Source organism: Mycobacterium alsense, from assembly GCF_002086635.1.
Classification (GTDB): Bacteria; Actinomycetota; Actinomycetes; order Mycobacteriales; family Mycobacteriaceae; genus Mycobacterium; species Mycobacterium alsense.
Genome location: NZ_MVHD01000002.1, coordinates 152229 through 169753, shown reverse-complemented (window position 1 = coordinate 169753; position 17525 = coordinate 152229). Strand labels below are relative to the sequence as shown.

Annotated in this window: 15 protein-coding genes; 6 read left to right on the top strand and 9 right to left on the bottom strand. The window is 67.9% G+C overall.

Annotation, left to right across the window (positions count from 1 at the left end; all coding sequences use genetic code 11):
• The first annotated feature begins 1 nt into the window (after position 1).
• Positions 2-895: a fructose bisphosphate aldolase gene (locus BST11_RS02195; protein ID WP_083136375.1), complete on the top strand. Its 894-nt coding sequence runs from the start codon at positions 2-4 to the stop codon at positions 893-895.
• A gap of 21 nt (positions 896-916) precedes the next feature.
• Here the strand turns inward: BST11_RS02195 and BST11_RS02190 are convergent, their stop codons facing one another.
• The gene (locus BST11_RS02190) at positions 917-1996 is read right to left on the bottom strand and encodes a DUF190 domain-containing protein (RefSeq protein ID WP_083136374.1); all 1080 of its coding nucleotides are present in this window, start codon (positions 1994-1996) and stop codon (positions 917-919) included.
• 53 nt (positions 1997-2049) lie between these two features.
• Positions 2050-2649, bottom strand: a complete 600-nt coding sequence (locus tag BST11_RS02185; protein WP_083136373.1) for a TetR/AcrR family transcriptional regulator — start codon at positions 2647-2649, stop codon at positions 2050-2052.
• Positions 2650-2793: 144 nt separating this feature from the next.
• On the opposite strand from BST11_RS02185, the gene BST11_RS02180 reads away from it, so the two are divergent.
• The 3 genes from BST11_RS02180 to BST11_RS02170 are packed head-to-tail and all read left to right on the top strand — an operon-like array spanning position 2794 to position 6658.
• Entirely contained in the window at positions 2794-5013 is a 2220-nt protein-coding gene (locus BST11_RS02180) for an acyl-CoA dehydrogenase family protein (RefSeq protein WP_083136372.1), read from the top strand.
• Positions 5014-5030: 17 nt separating this feature from the next.
• Positions 5031-6239, top strand: a complete 1209-nt coding sequence (locus BST11_RS02175; RefSeq protein ID WP_083136371.1) for a thiolase family protein — start codon at positions 5031-5033, stop codon at positions 6237-6239.
• 2 nt (positions 6240-6241) lie between these two features.
• A complete protein-coding gene (locus BST11_RS02170) occupies positions 6242-6658 on the top strand; it encodes a Zn-ribbon domain-containing OB-fold protein (RefSeq protein ID WP_083136370.1) in 417 nt (138 codons plus the stop codon).
• 14 nt (positions 6659-6672) lie between these two features.
• Here BST11_RS02170 and BST11_RS02165 read toward each other — a convergent pair whose 3' ends face one another.
• The 3 genes from BST11_RS02165 to BST11_RS02155 are packed head-to-tail and all read right to left on the bottom strand — an operon-like array spanning position 6673 to position 9793.
• On the bottom strand, positions 6673-7668 hold the full coding sequence (locus BST11_RS02165; RefSeq protein ID WP_083136369.1) for a peptidoglycan-binding domain-containing protein: 996 nt from the start codon (positions 7666-7668) through the stop codon (positions 6673-6675).
• A gap of 45 nt (positions 7669-7713) precedes the next feature.
• The gene (locus BST11_RS28340; RefSeq protein WP_244897450.1) at positions 7714-9246 is read right to left on the bottom strand and encodes a glycoside hydrolase family 25 domain-containing protein; all 1533 of its coding nucleotides are present in this window, start codon (positions 9244-9246) and stop codon (positions 7714-7716) included.
• Positions 9247-9301: 55 nt separating this feature from the next.
• Entirely contained in the window at positions 9302-9793 is a 492-nt protein-coding gene (locus BST11_RS02155) for a hypothetical protein (RefSeq protein ID WP_083136368.1), read from the bottom strand.
• Positions 9794-9993: 200 nt separating this feature from the next.
• Between BST11_RS02155 and BST11_RS02150 the strand changes: the two genes are divergently transcribed.
• The gene (locus BST11_RS02150) at positions 9994-11022 is read left to right on the top strand and encodes a hypothetical protein (protein ID WP_142276162.1); all 1029 of its coding nucleotides are present in this window, start codon (positions 9994-9996) and stop codon (positions 11020-11022) included.
• 7 nt (positions 11023-11029) lie between these two features.
• On the opposite strand, the gene BST11_RS02145 is transcribed toward BST11_RS02150, so the two are convergent.
• From BST11_RS02145 to BST11_RS02130, 4 genes are all read right to left on the bottom strand, one after another.
• Positions 11030-12202, bottom strand: coding sequence for a sulfotransferase family protein (locus BST11_RS02145; protein WP_083136366.1), 1173 nt, complete (start codon positions 12200-12202; stop codon positions 11030-11032).
• Positions 12202-13314 carry a DUF1214 domain-containing protein gene (locus BST11_RS02140; RefSeq protein ID WP_083136365.1) on the bottom strand — a complete coding sequence of 371 codons (1113 nt, stop codon included), beginning with the start codon at positions 13312-13314 and terminating at the stop codon, positions 12202-12204. The genes BST11_RS02145 and BST11_RS02140 overlap by 1 nt, the downstream gene beginning before the upstream one ends.
• 64 nt (positions 13315-13378) lie before the next feature.
• A complete protein-coding gene (locus tag BST11_RS02135) occupies positions 13379-14833 on the bottom strand; it encodes an aldehyde dehydrogenase family protein (RefSeq protein WP_083136364.1) in 1455 nt (484 codons plus the stop codon).
• Positions 14834-14971: 138 nt separating this feature from the next.
• Complete coding sequence (locus BST11_RS02130; RefSeq protein ID WP_083136363.1) at positions 14972-15985, bottom strand: LacI family DNA-binding transcriptional regulator; 1014 nt, start codon at positions 15983-15985, stop codon at positions 14972-14974.
• Positions 15986-16170: 185 nt separating this feature from the next.
• Here BST11_RS02130 and BST11_RS02125 point away from each other — a divergent pair, with 185 nt between their 5' ends.
• On the top strand, positions 16171-17523 hold the full coding sequence (locus BST11_RS02125; protein WP_083136474.1) for an amidohydrolase family protein: 1353 nt from the start codon (positions 16171-16173) through the stop codon (positions 17521-17523).
• The last annotated feature ends 2 nt before the right edge of the window (positions 17524-17525 follow it).

Below are 17525 nucleotides of genomic sequence, written 5' to 3'. Positions count from 1 at the left end.
CATGTCCAACCAGCAGCAAGCCGAGCGGATGACGTCGGGCAAGGGGTTCATCGCGGCGCTCGACCAGAGCGGAGGCTCGACCCCGAAGGCGCTCCGCCTGTACGGCATCCAAGAGAACGCCTACTCCTCCGAGCAGGAGATGTTCGACCTCATCCACGAGATGCGGTCACGGATCATCACCTCCCCGGCGTTCACCGGCGACCGGGTGCTGGCGGCGATCCTGTTCGAGCAGACGATGGACCGGGAGATCGAGGGCAAGCCGTCGGCCGCCTATCTGTGGGAGACCAAGGGCGTGGTGCCCATCCTCAAGATCGACAAGGGTCTGGCCGAGGCGTCCGAAGATGTGCAGCTGATGAAGCCCATGCCGGGGCTCGACGAGCTGCTGGAGCGGGCCGTGAGCAAGGGCATCTTCGGCACCAAGGAGCGCTCGGTCATCGGTGGCGCCAACGCCGAGGGCATCGCCGCGGTGGTCGGCCAGCAGTTCGAGGTCGCCCGTCAGGTGCTCTCGCACGGGCTGGTGCCCATCCTCGAACCCGAGGTCACCATCTCGATTTCGGACAAGGCCGAGGCCGAGGCCATCCTGCGCGACGAAATCACCAAGCAACTCGACACGGTTCCCGACGGTCGGCGCGTCATGCTCAAGCTCAGCCTGCCCACCGAGGCCAACTACTACCGCCCTTTGATCGAGCACCCGAAGGTGATGCGGGTGGTGGCCCTGTCCGGCGGCTACTCCCGCGAGGAGGCCAACGAGCTGCTGGCAAAGAACACCGGGCTCATCGCCAGCTTCAGCCGCGCGCTCACCGAGGGGCTCTCGGTCGACCAGTCCGACGAGCAGTTCAACGACACGCTCGACAAGGCCATCCAGTCGATCTACGAGGCCTCGGTCGCCGGCTGAGGCCCGGCGAAGCTGCGCGCATCAATAGCGGTGGCTGGCCATGGGTGGCCGGCCGGGCCCGGCGCCGCCCTCGTCGGACACCAGCGCGGGCACCATCTCGCTGGTCACCAGCCCCTCGTGCCGGGTGAGTTCGTCGACCACGTCGAAACAATCGGCGATGTTGGCGGGGGTGTCGATGACCACGGTGACGACGGGGACGCGGCGCCCCAGGGAAAACAGCTTGTCGCCGTGGGGTTGGTGATCGCCGTGGAAACCCCAGACGCCGCGTAGGACGGTGGCGCCGTCCGGCGTCGGGCGGCGCCGCAGCCGCTGGACCAGTGCGCGGTGAATCGGCGAACCATCGCGGCGCGCCGTCTCGGACGTGTAGATCGTGAGCTTCTGCCACAGCGGCAGGCCGTTCCGATCGGCCTCGGGCAACGCGTGCGGCCGCTCGAGCAATTCACCGTCGCGCTTGCACACCCGGACCCGCTCGACCGTCACCATGGGCCGGCGCAGCAGCCCGCCGAGCTCCGGCAACACCCGGCCGATGCGTTCGCCGGAGCCCACGGCCACGACCACCATCGGGACGTCGGCGTTGCGGCCGACGAAGCGGGCGCGCTGGCGCCGCCCGTGCGCGGTGCCGTCGACGCCCAGGAACACCGATGCGCCCGCGAGCCGGCGCCGGTACATCAGGTCGCAGATCGCGATGTGGGCGGGCACCCCGTACACGCGTTCCTTGCGGCCGACGTAGATGGTCAGCTTGACGGCCTCGTTCAGCTCGTCGGCGAGCTGCAGCGGCCCGATGTCCTCGCGCAGCAACCGCGCGCGCTCCAGCGTGACCAGGCCTCGCTGCTTGATCGCGAGCACGGGCTCGAGCAGCGCCTCGATCGCCTTTTTGGTGTCCACGGCGATGATCACCACGGGTGGGTCCTCGGACAGGGTCAGGGATTCGTCGGTCCTGAGGTGTCGGCCCGTCCCGAACCCGCCGATGCCGCGCAGGACGACGCTGCTGGCGATGCGGTGCTGCTCGTAGAGGCGCAGCAGCACGTCCGAGACGAAACCGTCGCTCGTCCGTCGGCGCTCGGCCATGTAGGTGGTCAGCTTCAGACAGTCTTCGTCCACGGCCGCTCCTCAGGCCTTGCTGGGCAAGCGTTTTCGATGCGACCTGCAGGATATCAGCGGCCGGCCCCCAGCGCCCCGACGATCATTCGGGTGGTGCGCTCGGCGCGGCGTCGTGAGTACCGTTGCGGCTCGGAGAGTATCGGGTAGACCACGCCGCCGACGATGGCGTCGGCGGCCGACTCCGCGGCGGGCGCGTCGAGGCCGGCGGCGACGAGCCGGTCCCGCACGCTGTCGTGCAGCGGCGCGCTGAATCCCGCCCGCAGCTTGACGGCGGTGTCCTCGTGCTCCATTCCCGCGACGGTCAAGATCCGCAGCATCGCCGAACCGCGCGCGGTGGTCAGGCTCGCGACGAGCTTGCCCACCCACCGCACCAGGTCGGCGGCCAGATCCCCGGTGTGATCCACCGACGCCAGGATCTTGTCCGCGTCCTCGAGCATGACGTCGGCGACGAGCGCGGGGCGGGTGGGCCACCAGCGATAGATGGTCTGCTTGCCCACCCCGGCCCGCGCGGCGACCGCCTCGATGGTCAGGCCGTCGAATCCGCGCTCGAGCAGCAACTCGCGGGTGGCGGTCACGATCGCGGTGCGCGACTTCTCGCTGCGGCGTCTCGGCGAGGGCGCCGGCGAGTTCTCCCGGGTGAGTTCGGTTGGCATCTGGTGTCCTGGTCGGCGGGTCGAGCCGGCTTTACTTATCCGGACCCGACCCGTAGTCTGCCACAAGACGAGACGGTTCGTCTTGTAAGAGGAAGGACAGCGGTCTTCGATGGCGTGTCGTCTCGGCCGCGCGGGGGTGCCGCTATGACCCTGGGACTGACCCCCGAGCAGCAGGACCTCGGCAACGCCGTCGCGCAGTTCGCGGAGCGGCACGCCCCCATCGCCGCGACCCGCGACGGCTTCGACGCGTTGGCCGCGGGGATCCTCCCGGTCTGGTGGGAAGCGCTGGTGGCCAACGGCTTTCACGCCGTGCACCTGCCCGAGCGCCTCGGCGGGCAGGGCGGGCGGCTGATCGACGCGGCCTGCGTGCTGGAGGCCGCGGGCAAGGCGCTGCTGCCCGGCCCGCTGCTGCCGACGGTGACGACGGGAGCCGTTGCGCTGCTGGCCGATCCGACGCCGCCCGCTGAATCACTGGTGCGCGATTTGGCATCCGGCCTGTCCGCGGCCGTCGTCCTGCCCGACGGCGGCGACTTCCGGGCACGAGCCGACGGCCCAGGATGGCTGCTCAGCGGCGCCTCGGAGGCCACTGCGGGGGCGTCTTCGGCACGGACGATCCTGGTCGCGGCCCGCGCCGAGGACGGCGGCCTCGTCTGGGTGCCGGTCGACACCGGAGCGCCCACTGCCACAGTCGAACCCGCGTCCGGCACCGACCTGGTCTCCGACGTCGGGATCGTGCGGCTGAAGGAATATCGCGCCGCCGAGGCGCTTTCCGGCATCGACCCGGACCGCGCGACCTGCCTCGCGGTGGGTCTGGTGGCCGGCACGATGGCCGGTATCGCGCAATGGTGTGTCCAGGCGGTGACCGCGCACCTGCGCACCCGGGAACAGTTCGGCAAGGTGATCGGGACCTTCCAGGCCCTGCAGCACAACGCGGCGATGCTGTTGGTCAACACCGAGCTGGCCACCGCCGCCGCCTGGGACGCGGTGCGCGCCGTCGACGAATCGCTCGACCAACTCCGGCTGGCGGCGGCCGCGGCGGCGCTGATCGCCGTCGCACCGATGCCGGATCTCGTGCTCGATGCGCTCACCATGCTCGGCGCCATCGGTTTCACCTGGGAACACGACATGCACCTGTACTGGCGACGGGCGATCAGCCTGGCGGGGTCGATCGGCCCGACCAATCGGTGGGCGCGGCGGTTGGGAGAGCTCACCTGCACGCAGACGCGCGACATGTCGGTGAACCTCGGTGACGCGGAATCCGAATTCCGGTCCTGGGTCGCCGAGAAGCTGGATGCGGCAATGCAGTTGCGGAACGACAAACCCGCACCGCACGGCGACTATGAGCATCTCGCCACGGGGCCGCAACGCACCTTGATCGCCGACGCGGGCCTCATCATGCCGCACTGGCCGGCGCCGTGGGGCGTCGATGCGGGGCCGTTGAAACAGCTCATCATCGACGAGGAGTTCGCCAAGCGTCCCGGTCTGGTCCGGCCGTCGCTGAACATCGCCGAGTGGATCCTGCCCTCGGTGTTGGCCGCGGCGCCAAAAGGCTTGCAGGAGCGGTTGATCCCGCCGACGCAACGTGGCGAGATCCTGTGGTGCCAGCTGTTCAGTGAGCCGGGCGCCGGCTCCGACCTCGCGTCGCTGACCACCCGGGCGACCAAGGTGGACGGCGGCTGGCGGATCAACGGCCACAAGATCTGGACGTCGTTGGCGCAATACGCCGACCTGGGCGCCCTGTTGGCCCGCACCGACCCCGAAGCCGGCAAGCACCGCGGGATCGGCTACTTCATCCTCGATATGCGGTCCCCCGGGGTGGAGATCCAGCCGATCAAGACGGCGACCGGCGACGCGCACTTCAACGAGGTCTTCCTCAACGACGTGTTCGTCCCCGACGAGATGCTGCTGGGCGGCCCTACGGACGGATGGAGCCTGGCGATCGCGACGATGGCCGAGGAGCGTTCGGCCATCAGCGGTTACGTCAAATTCGACCGGGCCGCCGCGCTGCGCTCGCTCGCGTCCAGGCCGGGGCCCGACCGCGACGACGCCCTGCGCGAGCTGGGCGAACTCGACGCCTACACCAACGCTATCAAGGCGCTGGGCGTGCGGGAAACCATCCGGCTGCTCGACGGCCAACCCTCCGGGCCCGCATCGAGCATCGCCAAGGTGGCGATGAACGTGTTGCTGCGGCGCACGTTCGAGGCGACGCTGCGATTGACGGGCCGGTCCGCGATGGTCGCTGGCTCCGAGCCCGCCATCGTGGAACCGTATCTGCACCTGCCGGCGGAGCTGATCGGCGGTGGGACCCGGGAAATCCAGTTGAACATCATCGCCCAGATGATCCTGGGCCTGCCCCGCAAATAGCGAAAGTAGGACCGCACATGGGATTACGCGGAGAGGCCGCGATCGTCGGCTACGTCGAACTTCCGCCGGAGCGGCTCAACAAGGCGTCGCTGGCCCCGTTCGTCCTCGAACAATGGGCCGAACTGTCCGCGGCGGCGCTCGAGGATGCCGGGCTGCCCGGCGACGTCGTGAACGGCATCGCGGCCTCGCACCTGGCCGAGTCGGAGATCTTCGTGCCGTCGACCATCGCCGAATACCTCGGGGTGGGAGCGCGATTCGCCGAACTGGTGGATCTCGGGGGCGCCAGTGCCGCGGCCATGGTCTGGCGGGCCGCCGCGGCGATCGAACTCGGCATCTGTGACGCCGTCCTCTGCGCGCTGCCCGCCCGCTACATCACGCCGTCGTCGGAGAAGAAACCCAGGCCCATGATCGACGCCATGTTCTTCGGGTCGTCGAGCAACCAATACGGTTCCCCGCAGGCGGAATTCGAGATCCCCTACGGCAACCTCGGTCAGAACGGCCCCTATGGCCAGGTCGCCCAGCGCTACGCCGCGGTCTATGGCTACGACGAGCGGGCGATGGCCAAGATCGTGGTCGACACGCGGGTCAACGCCAACCACACCGAGGGCGCGATCTGGAAGGACAAGCCGCTGACGGTGGACGACGTCCTGGCCAGTCCGGTGATCGCCGATCCGCTGCACATGCTGGAGATCGTGATGCCCTGCGTCGGGGGCGCGGCCGTGGTCGTCGCGAACGCCGACCTCGCCAGGCGCGCCCGCAACCGCCCGGTGTGGATCAAGGGATTCGGGGAGCACGTGCCGTTCAAGACGCCGACCTACGCCGAGGATCTGCTGCGCACACCGATCGCCGCGGCCGCCGATACCGCCTTCGCGATGGCCGGCCTGCGACGCGGCGAGGTGGACATGGTCTCGATTTACGACTGCTACACCATCACCGTGTTGCTGTCGCTCGAGGACGCCGGCTTCTGCGAGAAGGGAAAGGGCATGGAGTTCGTCGCCGGCCACGACCTGACCTTCCGCGGCGACTTCCCGCTCAACACGGCCGGCGGGCAGCTGGGATTCGGGCAGGCGGGCCTGGCCGGCGGCATGCACCACGTGTGCGACGCGACCCGCCAGATCATGGGCCGGGCGGGTGCGGCCCAGGTCGCCGACTGCAACCGCGCCTTCGTGTCCGGCAACGGCGGCATCCTGTCCGAGCAGACGACACTCGTCCTGCAGGGAGACTGACGATGAAATTCGAGCGGCCCATGCCAGTCAAAACGCCCACCACCGCGCCGTTTTGGGACGCGCTGGCGCGGCATCGCATCGTCATCCAGTACTCGCCGTCCACGCAGAGCTACGTTTTCTATCCGCGGGTGCGCGCCCCCCGCACCCTGGCCGACGACCTGGAATGGCGCGAGATCTCCGGCATGGGCACGCTGTACTCGTTCACCGTCGCCCGCCGGCCCGTCGGCCCGCATTTCGCCGACGCCGTTCCCCAGCTGCTCGCCATCGTCGAATGGGACGAGGGCCCGAGGTTTTCCAGCGAAATGGTGAACGTCGCTCCGGAGGGCCTGCGGGTCGGGATGCGGGTGCGCCCGGTGTTCTGCGACTATCCCGAGCACGACGTCACGATGCTTCGGTACGAGCCGGCCGAAGAGGACTGAAAGGAGGCTCCGGTTCAGCTACGCAGGCGGTCTCGCATCCAAGCGACTCCGCCGGTGATGTCGTACGGGGAGTAGTGGGGATTGGGCTGATCGCCCAGGAACGCCACGCCGCTGACGATGGCCATGACGATGCCCAAGACCTCTTCGACCGGTTCGCCGAACAGGATGGCGATCTGTGCGGCGAGGGAGAACGGGTTGGAGAAGAAGTCGGAGCGTGCCACGGCCTGGTACACGGCGGCCTTCACCTCGCTCGATTTGTCGTCGGTGTTCTCGGCGAAGATGTCGCCCTCGCGGTAAACGTCAACCCAGAAATCGGGCTTCTCCGCACAGCCAGGTAGTCCGAACCGCCGGATCGGGTCGAGCCCATGGCTGCCGGGTTGGGTGATCCAGGCCCGGGCCCAGTCCGCGATGCTGTCGGTCTGACGGCCTGGATTACCGTAGGCCAGAACGCCTTTGAGGTCGGGCGCTCGCCAGTCTAGCGGCTTACCGGGCGCCAGGTAGTCGAAGTAGAAGTCGCAGATGACGATGCCACCTTGGGAGAACCCACCGAGTGACCAGGGCGTGCCTTTCGGGAAGGGGACGAGGTTGTCCATGACCTCTGAGCCGACGAGCCGGGCCAACTCGTTGACACCGCTGGCGTTGTCGAACGGGATGGGGCCGTTGTTGTAACCGATCGGCTGGTGGTGACAGAGTCCTTCGGCTTCGAGTTGTGCGCCGGTGTCGGCGACGGGCCCGGCGAACATGTTCGAACTGTGCCCTTCGACAGTGAACATGATGGGCCGCAGGCCAGCGGCCGGTGGCACGTATCCGACGCGGCTGGCTGTGGTGGCGTCGAATACTCCGGATTGCGGCAGGCCGAGGCGGCGCTGCATTTCCTTGACCGCGGCGACTTCGTCGCTGCCGTAGTTGCCGTCTTCCGGCGGCGCGTAGGCGCGGTATTCGCGCTTGAACCATGCCTGCCAGTATTCGATTTCCGGGCCGTGGGACCCGCGTTTGTAGGGGAGCGGCATTTCGGTGAATCTCCTTGAGGGGCGGCTGTTTTCTCAGCGTCAGCGTCATGGCTTCTTTGCGGGGGCCTTCCTCGCCGGCGCCCTCTTGGCAGCCGTGGCAGGTCTCGACGCCGCTCCGTTGCCGGCCGCAGGGATGACGATGCGGGGAGCCGTTTTCTTCTTGGCCGGCCGGGGCGCCTGGGCGAGTAGGACATCCAAGGCCGGCTTGTACTTGGCCAAATAGTCCACGACCGTCAGGTTGCCGAGCTGCGGCCAGCCATGCCCGTAGCCATCCGAGCCGACCGGCCCCGCCAGCTGCTCGTAGATGAGCCGCTGGTAGTCCGCCGGCACGGTAGGCACCACCAGCGGCGAGGGTGTGACCGCTACCGCGTCGCCTACCCCTAGCACCGAGGCCAACTGGGACGGCGACAGGCCGTCGGCGCTGTTCATGTCGCAGTTGCCGAAGGGAGGCACCCCCTCGGGGAGGCCTCCTCCGTAGCCTTGGCCGTCGGTGTATTGGTGCGCGACCTTGAACACGTTCGGGTCGTTGGGATTTGAGCCGTAGCCGGCGACGATCATCGGCACGTGCTCCGGCCTGGTCTGCCACATCTGGCGCATGTCGTTGAGGTTGCAATACCCGATCACCCGGCGCGCATCGCCGAGCCACTTGGCCAGCGCGTAGTACATGCCGTTGACGGCGGCGCTTTGGTCGCAGTTCGGATTCCCATCTCCGCATTCCACGTCGATCATGGCGACCATCTTGGGGTGGGGACCGCCGTTGGAGTTGATCTGATCCTGGAAGGTCGCCAGCGTCGCCTGCCAGTCGGGACGCCAGTACGCGTAGACGATGAAGCCATTGAGCCTGCCACTGTCGGCGGCTTGCTTGCACCAGCCGTAGTTCTGGGCGAAGTTGTTGTCGCGGTGGGTCCCGTCGTTGGCTCTGATCGACAGCCAGCGGTAGTGCCAGTCAGCGTCGTCCTGGTGGTACGTGGCGTCGGTGTAGGCATCGGTCACCGGCACCTGGTGCTCGGACACGTCGGCGAACAACGTGTCCCGCGGCTCGCCTTCCGGCGCGGGACCGTTACCGCTGGGCTGGTGCGGAATTGGTGTGCCGTCCTCGACGATGGGGCCGGGTACGAACCACCAGTCGTTGGCGTAGGGGTTGTCCACCGCCATCGCCTGATCGCGCAGCACGGTCCCGTTGTCGCCGTTGGTTTCCACGCGCAGATCGCCGATCTGGCACCACATGTGGGAGTTCATTCCGCCGCCGGGCCCGTGGTGCAGGGCGATCCTGATCGCGGCATCGGCCGGGAACGCGCTGGGGTTCGCTACCTGGATGGTGTGGAACGGTCCGTCAAACGGATTGGCCTGGCCGCCGTGCGACGGCGCCCGCCAACTCTCCGTGCACAGGCCGTGGCGGGACCACTCCATGGCGGTGCCGTTGATGCCACCGTCGAGTTCGTCGACGACGCAGCCCGAGCAGTCGGTGCCCTTCCGGCGGTTGAAGGGATCCCAGTTGCCACCGTAGTCGTACGGGTTACCCTCGCGGTCGATGGCGATCTGCTGCCCGAAGGAAATGGTCTTGCGTGGCACCGGCATGGGTCGGCCCTCCTTTGCAGTGTTGGGTTTTCGGGGCTCGGTGTGCGGTCCGCTTTCACGCGGTTGCCCGAGCGGGCATCGCTCCGGTCTGCTCGAGCCGACGCCGGGTGCGGGCGAACTTTCCCGCCTTCATTTCCTTTGGCCAGCCGGGAGACTCGTCGCCGAACCTTTGGTGCTCGGCCCCGGCTGCCGCGTAAACGACGTAGCCGCCCCCGAGAATGGCTGAAGGGGGCGTGTCGCCCTTCGTCGGGGTCCCGCCGTTGTCGAGTTCCGGCTCGGCCGCAACCACGCCCCAGAGCTTTCCGCCGCGGTCCTCGGTGTGGTAGCCGAGCACGCCGTCGGGCTGGTCGATGATGGCGTCGACGCGCGCGATGCCGTGCGCCGCCGGGGGCACGTCCTTGGCGTGGGTGTAGAAGATCACCGCCGCGGCGGTCCGATCCCAGAGTGGCGCAACGTCCATTCGGACTTGCTTGGCGATCGCTTGCGTCATGGCCGCGCCGTCCGCATTGGACACCAGTTTCGACTGGTTGAGGATCGCGATGAGCATGGCCGGCTCCTGTCGTTGGGTGAGAATGTGCCACTCCCCTCCATCCGGCGCATGAGTAGTTGACTACGTCAACGCGTACGAAAGGAGTGCTCGCCGGGTGCCGCACGAGCAAGTAGCCGACTACGCTATTGCGGCTTGCCCTGCGGGGGTGAACTCAAGGCGATTCTGTCGCCCGACCCGTTCACCCTGGGGAGGAATCCATGTCCACACCGCCGAACGCCGGCTCGACGTCGCCAGCACCCGACGTCCGTGGCGATACCTGGAACGGCTTTGAGTCGGGGCTGCCGAAGTCGTGGAAGTCGGCCTCGCCCTGGAGGCAAACGATCCAACGTCGTCGGATCATGCTCTTGGACGACCTGGCCCGCCTCGAGCTGAAGGATCCCTCCGAGCAAGAGCAGCGCGCCTTCCTGATCAACGGCCTCCTGTCCGACGCCAACACCGCGTCACAAACCAAAGTCGGTATCCGAAAGTGGTGGTGGGGCAACGAGATCGAGCGGGCCTGGGCCCGCCTGCATGAGGTCGAGGAGCGCACGATCGATCTGCTGCCCGACACGGAGCTTGCCGCCCGCGCCAGCGAAGCCTTGGGATACGCAAGCGTGCACCTAGACGCGGACGACACGAGGCAGCAGCATCTGCAAGCGTTACTGGCGGATCCGTCCCACATCAACGCCGCAGACCTGCGCCCGTCCATCGTTGCTGTGTTGCGGACCGCGCACGAGAACTCCGATCGCAGCAACCAAGAGGCGCGGTACCTCAGGAACCGGTTGATCCTCGCATCCGGGGCCTGCCTCTTTTTTGCTGCCCTGACCCTGTTGACCCAGCGGCTGTTCCGGAACAATCACTTCCTCACCTTGCCCGACGACACCTTTAAGGATTCGCCCTGGCAGTACCTTTTCCTGGTGATGTTCTTCGGGTCCGTCGGCGCGCTGTTCACCGCGATCCCGGCCATGTCCAAGGTGCCGTTGGACCACAGTCCCTTCAATCTGCCGCTCCAGCAAGGCTTACTGAAGTTGGTCCTCGGCCCGCTGGTCGCCGTCGTCGGACTCCTGATCCTGGACGCAGACGTGCTGCATGTTGGATCGTCGAACACGCTGATCGGTACCCTGCTCCTCGCGACCGTATTCGGGGCGGGTCAGCACGCGGTCACGAGGTATGTCGACCAGCGCGCCAGCGAGATCCTCACGGCAGAAACGGGTCCGGGGAAGAGCAGTTTCGCGAACAAGGGTTGAGGTCAACTCAGCGCAACCGCTCGGTCGGCACCCCGTAGCGGTCCTGGTACGCGCGCACCCGCTCGCGGACCTCGCCGGCGTCCAGGCCGGTGTCCGACCAGGTGTAGCGGCTCCCGCCGCCGTCCCCGGGGTGGGCGGCCAGGAACTCGCGCATCTTCTGCTCGGTCTCGGGCCGCAGTTGGCGGCCCAGCTTGCGATAGATGTCGTCGATCGTGGTCCACGGGTCGTTCATGAAATCGGTGAACAGCACGTCGATCACGCGTCCGGCGGGGATGGCGCCGGCCTCGCGCAGCGCCATCTCCCGCTCGAGGCCGACGACGATCTCTTCGTAGGACTGCGCGGCGCACTCGGCGATGTCCGATTCGTCGCTGCCCATCCGCCGGAGGTGATGGGTCAGCGCGGCGATCGACGAGATGACGTTGAGCGGGTCGCGGTGCGTCTGCACGATCAGCGCGTCGGGATACTCGGCCAGCAGGTCGTCGAGGTGCCACAGGTGCGCCGGCGACTTCAACAGCCACTGGCCGGGCACGCCGGACTGCAGGTGCTGCAGGAAGATTCGGTGAAACCGGTAGGCGCCGGCGTGGTCCGCCTCGTACAGCAGCCAGCGGTAGTAGCTCGGCAGGCGGTACTGCACCGAAAAGATCATGCTGGTGAATTCGCTGGCGGTGATGCGGACGCACTCCTGGCCGACGAGGGCGCCCATCGGGTGAAACGCCAGGAATCCGGGGATGATCTGCTCGGAGAGCTCGATGCTGGCCTGCGTCTGCGCGATGCGCGGATCGTCGTGATAGGTCTCGGGCCGCGGCACCGGACAGGGCGCGTCGACCTCCCAGGTGAGTGGGGCGCGCAGGTCGGGATCCTGGGCGAGCAGGTCGTAGAGGATCGTGGTGCCGGTGCGGGGCTGCCCGACGATGACGATCGGCGCGGTGACCGGCCGCGCCGCGACCTGGGGATGCTGCTTGCGCCAGGCCATCACGTCCAGCCGGTTCTTCAGGGCGCGCATGACATCGAGATAGGCGATCTCGACGCCGATGGCCGACAGCCGCGCCTCGTTGATCAGCCCGTCGGTCAGCCGCTGCAGCCCCGGCCGCCAGCCGTCCCCGCCGAAGTCGTCGGTCCCGGCCTCCTCGCACGCGGTGGCGATGAGCCGCTCCGGCGCGAACCGCTCCCGCAACGTCATCACCGGTCCCCGCGCCTGCGGACCGCCACCGAGACGTCGGGCGGGGTGGGGTTGTCCAGCCAGCGCACTACCACGAACCCCCGTCGCCGCCCGCCGGTGTCGAGCCAGTGGCCAAAGCCGAAGTCCTCCGCGGAGATTGCGATGCGCACCCGCCCGTCCGCGCCCGGGCGCACCCCGCGATTGGTCACCGAGCTGTGCCGGTGGCGCGGCTCCAGGCACTCGTGCCAGATGCTTTCCAGGGTCACGTTCCAGTAGCGGGTGTCGGGCGGCGCGATGTCGAGCACCAGCGCCTGGTCGGGGTCGAGCCGAAAGGTTCCCATCATGTACAGGTTGTCCGGGGTGGTGTCGGCCGCGCCGAGGTCGGCGGCCTCGGCCGTCACCAGCGTGTTCGGGGTGGTCACCAGCTCCGGCTTGATGGTGCGGTGCAGCGTAACGAGTTTCATCAACGTCCACGCCATCGCCGTGAACTGGTCGGCGAGCTCGCCGTCGGTCAGCGGTGCCAGCGGGTCGGGGTCGAGGGCCTCGATGCGCATCGTGGCCAGCTCCTCGGCCGCGGGATCGCCGATGTACTCCCGGACGACCACCGACGACGCGTCGTCGGGGATCTTCACCCATTGGGCACCGGCGAGATCGGCGGGTTCCTCCGCCGAGAGCACCAGCGCGAATTCGCCGCCCCCGTCGCCGGGTTTGAGCGACAGGTCGGAGTCGCTGACATAGTTGGCCATCCGGCGGGGCGTCAGCCCGGTGCCGGCGAGGATCTGGAAGCCGAGGTAGGCGCTGGTGCCGCGGGCGCCGGTGATCCGGTAGCTGCGGTCGCCGCGGATCATCGCCAGGTAGTAGGCGCCGTCGGGGTTGGGTCCGCCGACCATCCTTGTCGGAGAACACATGTCGGAGAACGACGGCCGGTCGGGGTCGGCCTCGACGGACAGCTGCGCGCACAGCGAGGAGACGCGGGCGATGACGCGCATCCCCTCGAGCAGCTCCCGTTCCGATTCGGCGTCCTCGATGACGATCTTGGTGACATCGGCCAGCATCTGCTGGAAGAACTGCCACGCGGCGCGCGCCTTCGGGCCCAGCTGATCGGACGATTCCGGCGCCTGGTTTTCAGCCATAGTCACATGCATAGACGATGTGTCGGCCTCCGGGCGCCGAATTGCCCGAATGTGGTGTGGCCGATTACATCTGCGCCCAGACGACTTTGGTTTGCAGGTATGTCTCCAAGCCCGCCTTGCCGGACTCGTAGCCCCAGCCGGACTGCTTGTACCCGCCGAAGGGCATGGAATGGTCGAACTGCATCTGGCAGTTCAGCCCGACGGTCCCGGCCTTGAGCCGCTTGGCGATTCGGTGCGCGCGGCCCAGGTCTGAGGTCCAGGCGGTCGCGGCCAGCCCGTAGGTGCTGTCGTTGGCCAGGGCGACCGCCTCGTCCTCGTCGTCGAACGGGATGACCGTGACCACCGGCCCGAAGATCTCCTCCTGAAACAGCCGGCTCGTGGTGGCGACGTTGGTCAGCACGGTCGGGTGGACGAAGTAGCCCTTGCGGTCGAGGCGGTGCCCGCCGGTGACGACCTCGACGCCTTCGGAGCGCCCCTGGTCGAGGTAGCCCAGCACGCGGGTGAGCTGTTTTTGGCTGATCAGCGGGCCGATCAGGCTCCCCTCGTCCTTGGGTCCGCCCTGCGGCAGGCCGTTGGCGACGTTCGCGAGCTGCTCCACGAACTGCTCGTAGATGCCGCGCTGGACGAAGATGCGCGATCCGCAGACGCAGGCCTGGCCGGAGTGGATGAAGGTGCCGAACGCCGCCATCGGCACGGCCTTGGTCAGGTCGGCGTCGTCGAAGACGACCACCGGGGACTTGCCGCCGAGCTCGAGGGTGACCTTCTTCAGGTTGCTGTCACCCGCCGCGTGCACGATCGCCCTGCCGACTTCGGTCGACCCGGTGAAGGCGACCTTTTCGACGCCTTGGTGCGCGGTGATCGCCGCGCCCGCGGTGTGCCCGTAGCCCAGCAGCAGGTTCGCGACGCCCTCGGGCACGCCGGCCTCGTGCAGGATGTTGTCCAGCACCAGCGCCGACAGCGGGGTCTCCTCGGCCGGCTTGACGACGCTGCTGCACCCCGCCGCCAGCGACGGCGCGAGCTTGGCGCAGAAATTGAAAACCGGTCCGTTCCAGGGGAATATCAGCCCGACGACGCCGTAGGGTTCCTTGAGCGTGTAGGCGTGCTGGTGCGAGTCGATGCCGGTGAGGCCGCCGGTGTGGACGTCGGCCGCGATGCCCTCGATCTTGGTGCACCAGCCGGCGTAATAGCGGAAGAACTCGGAGCCGACGGTGACGGTGCCCTGCGCCTGCAGGGGTGTCATGCCGGCGTTGAGGGATTCGAGCTCGGCCAGGATCTCCGCGTTCTGGTCGATCAGCTCGCCGACGCGCCACAGGATCTTGGCCCGCTCGCTGGGCGGCAGATCCCGCCAGACACCGGACTCGAAGGACGCCCTCGCGCGCGCGACCGCGGCGTCCACGGCTTCGCGGCCACAGTCCTTGAACTCGGTGACCTGCTCCTCGGTGGCCGGATCGACGACCGCGATCGTCTCACCGCTGCCGGGTCGTTCGCGGATCTCATCGAGCACAGCCTGCACCGACATGCGGTTTCCCTTCTCGCGCCGTTGCGATTCGACAGCCGAGGTTATGCGCGTAACCACCGAATGTCCAGCCGGGGAAAAAGTCCGCAGATGAGGATTTTTCGGTGTCCAGCGTTGTCAGATGCGACGATTTTCGCCCAGTTACGTGGATGACCGCTCGATCAGGCGGGCGACGTCGGTCGGCTCGGCCGGCGGCGGCGCGGGCGGCCCGAGGCGCTCGAAGACGGCGGCGAGCGCGGCGTCGGCGACCGCGCGCGGGTTGAACTCCACCGTCGTCAACGGCGGCGTGCTCATCACCCCCATCGGGCTGGCGTCGACGCCGATCACGGCGAGATCGCCGGGGCAGGACAGCCCGGCCCGGTGAATGCCGTACAGGACGAGGCAGGCGATCTCGTCGCTCTGGCCGCAGACCGCGGTCACGCCGTCGGCCACCCAGCCGGCCACCACGTCTTCCGCATTGTCCAGGGTGATGACGCCGGCGCGAACGGGCGGAAGGTCGCGCAGTTGCGCCGCCCGCTCGACGCCCTCGAACCAGTAGTCGCCCAGCGGACGCCATTTGGCGATCCCGGTGTAGGCGAATGCGATCTGGCGGTGACCGCGCGAGACGAGATGGTCGACCCGCAGCTCGCCCACCGACAGGTGCGGTCGGTGCAGCGCGGGCAGCGTGCCCACCTCGATGTGCGGTATGCCCGCCGCCTCCACCGCGGCCGCCGCGGCCCCGCTGAGCGGGAACAGGCTCGTCACCGCGACGGGGTCGAGGTTCTCGATCGCATCGACGACGTGGCGATCGTCCTCGGTCTCGAAGATCTGGACCGAAAGCAGGCCCTGGCGCGCCAATTCAGTGGTCATCCGGCTGCCGGCCTGCATCGGCATCTCGCCCACCGCGACGTGGGGCAGCACGTAGAGGACCACACCGCTCTTGCCGCGGGCGAGGTTTCGCGCCGCGAGGTTGGGCCGGTAACCGAGCAGCTTCGCGGCGCGCTGGACCGCCTCGCGGGTTTCCGCGGAGATCCTGCGGCCCTCGGCGTCGTTCAGCACGTAGCTGACGGTGGCGGTCGAAACGCTGGCGAGGCGCGCCACGTCGGCGCTGGTGGGCCGCACGGCCTTGTTCGCGCCCAACTGCACGAGCTTTTCGGGCTCTTCGGGCCGCGCCATGCCTCATGGTGGCACGCGGGGGCAATCGGCGGTCTCGGGACACCGCGAAGCGCGATGGACTAATAGTCACATGATTGTCCGGGACCTTTCGGCGAACCGGGCGCAATCTTGCGTGTTGGCACCGTTGACACCGCGATCGGGGCCATTGTCTACTAGTCACTATATCGGTGGGCGAGGAGCGCGGCATGAACAAGGACGACCTGATCCTGATCAGCGTGGACGACCACATCGCCGAGCCGGCCGACATGTTCGACGCGCACGTCCCCGCCAAGTACAAGGAGCTCGCGCCCCGGGTCGTCGTCGAGCCCGACGGCATCCAGCAGTGGTACTACGGCGAGGTGCGCGGGCGGAACATGGGCCTGAACGCCGTCGCCGGCAAACCCCGCGAGATGTACAACATCGACGCGTCGCGCTACGACGAGATGCGGCCGGGTTGCTTCAACGTCGACGAGCGCGTCCGCGACATGAACGCCGGCGGCCAGCTGGCCGGTCTCAATTTCCCCAACTTCACCGGTTTTTCGGGCCAGGTGCTCAACCAGGGACCGGACCGCGACATCAACCTGGTGATGATCAAGGCCTACAACGACTGGCACGTCGACGAGTGGTGCGCGGCCTACCCGGGCCGGTTCATCCCCTGCGGCATCCTGCCGCTGTTCGACGTGGCCGAGGCGGCGAAGGAAGTGAAACGCCTGGCGGACAAGGGTTGTCACGCGGTGACGTTCTCCGAGAACCCGGAGGCGTTGCAGATGCCGAGCATTCACACCAAGTATTGGTATCCGCTGTTCGAGGCGGCGTGCGAGAACAAGACCGTGCTGTGCACCCACGTCGGCTCGGCGTCGCGGTCCCCACAGGTGTCCAGCGACGCCCCGCCGAGCGTGCAGATGACGGCGTCGTCGATGATGAGCATGTTCACCTTCACCGAACTGATCTGGGCCGAATTCTGGGCCGACTTCCCGCAATTGAAGTTCTCGCTGACCGAGGGCGACGTCGGCTGGATCCCCTACTTCCTGTGGCGCGCCGAGCACGTCCACAACCGGCATTCGGGCTGGACGCTGGCGAAGTTCCCGCCCGGCTACGGCGGCCCGACCGACGTGTTCAAGCGGCACTTTTACACCTGCTTCATCAGCGACAAGGTCGGCGTCCGCAATCTGGATTGGTTCAACGAGGACATGCTGTGCTGGGAGTCCGACTTCCCGCATTCCGACAGCAATTGGCCGTTCGCGCCCGAGGACGTCATGGAAACCATGGGTCACCTCGACGACTCGGTGATCAACAAGATCACCCACGAAAACGCCATGGCCGCATACTCGTTCGACCCGTTCCGGTACCTCCCCAAGGAGCATGCCCGCGCCGGCTACCTGCGTTCGCAGGCCACCGACGTCGACGTCGTCACGCACGTCGGCCGCCCGGCCGGCCAGCGTGACCGCGACGCGTGGACCCGGATGACGCAGTTCGCGCTGCAGGCACAGGTGACCGCGGAGGCTTCTGACATTTCCCGGCGATCCGCTGGGATGCGCGCCACCACCCTGGGCAACTGAGC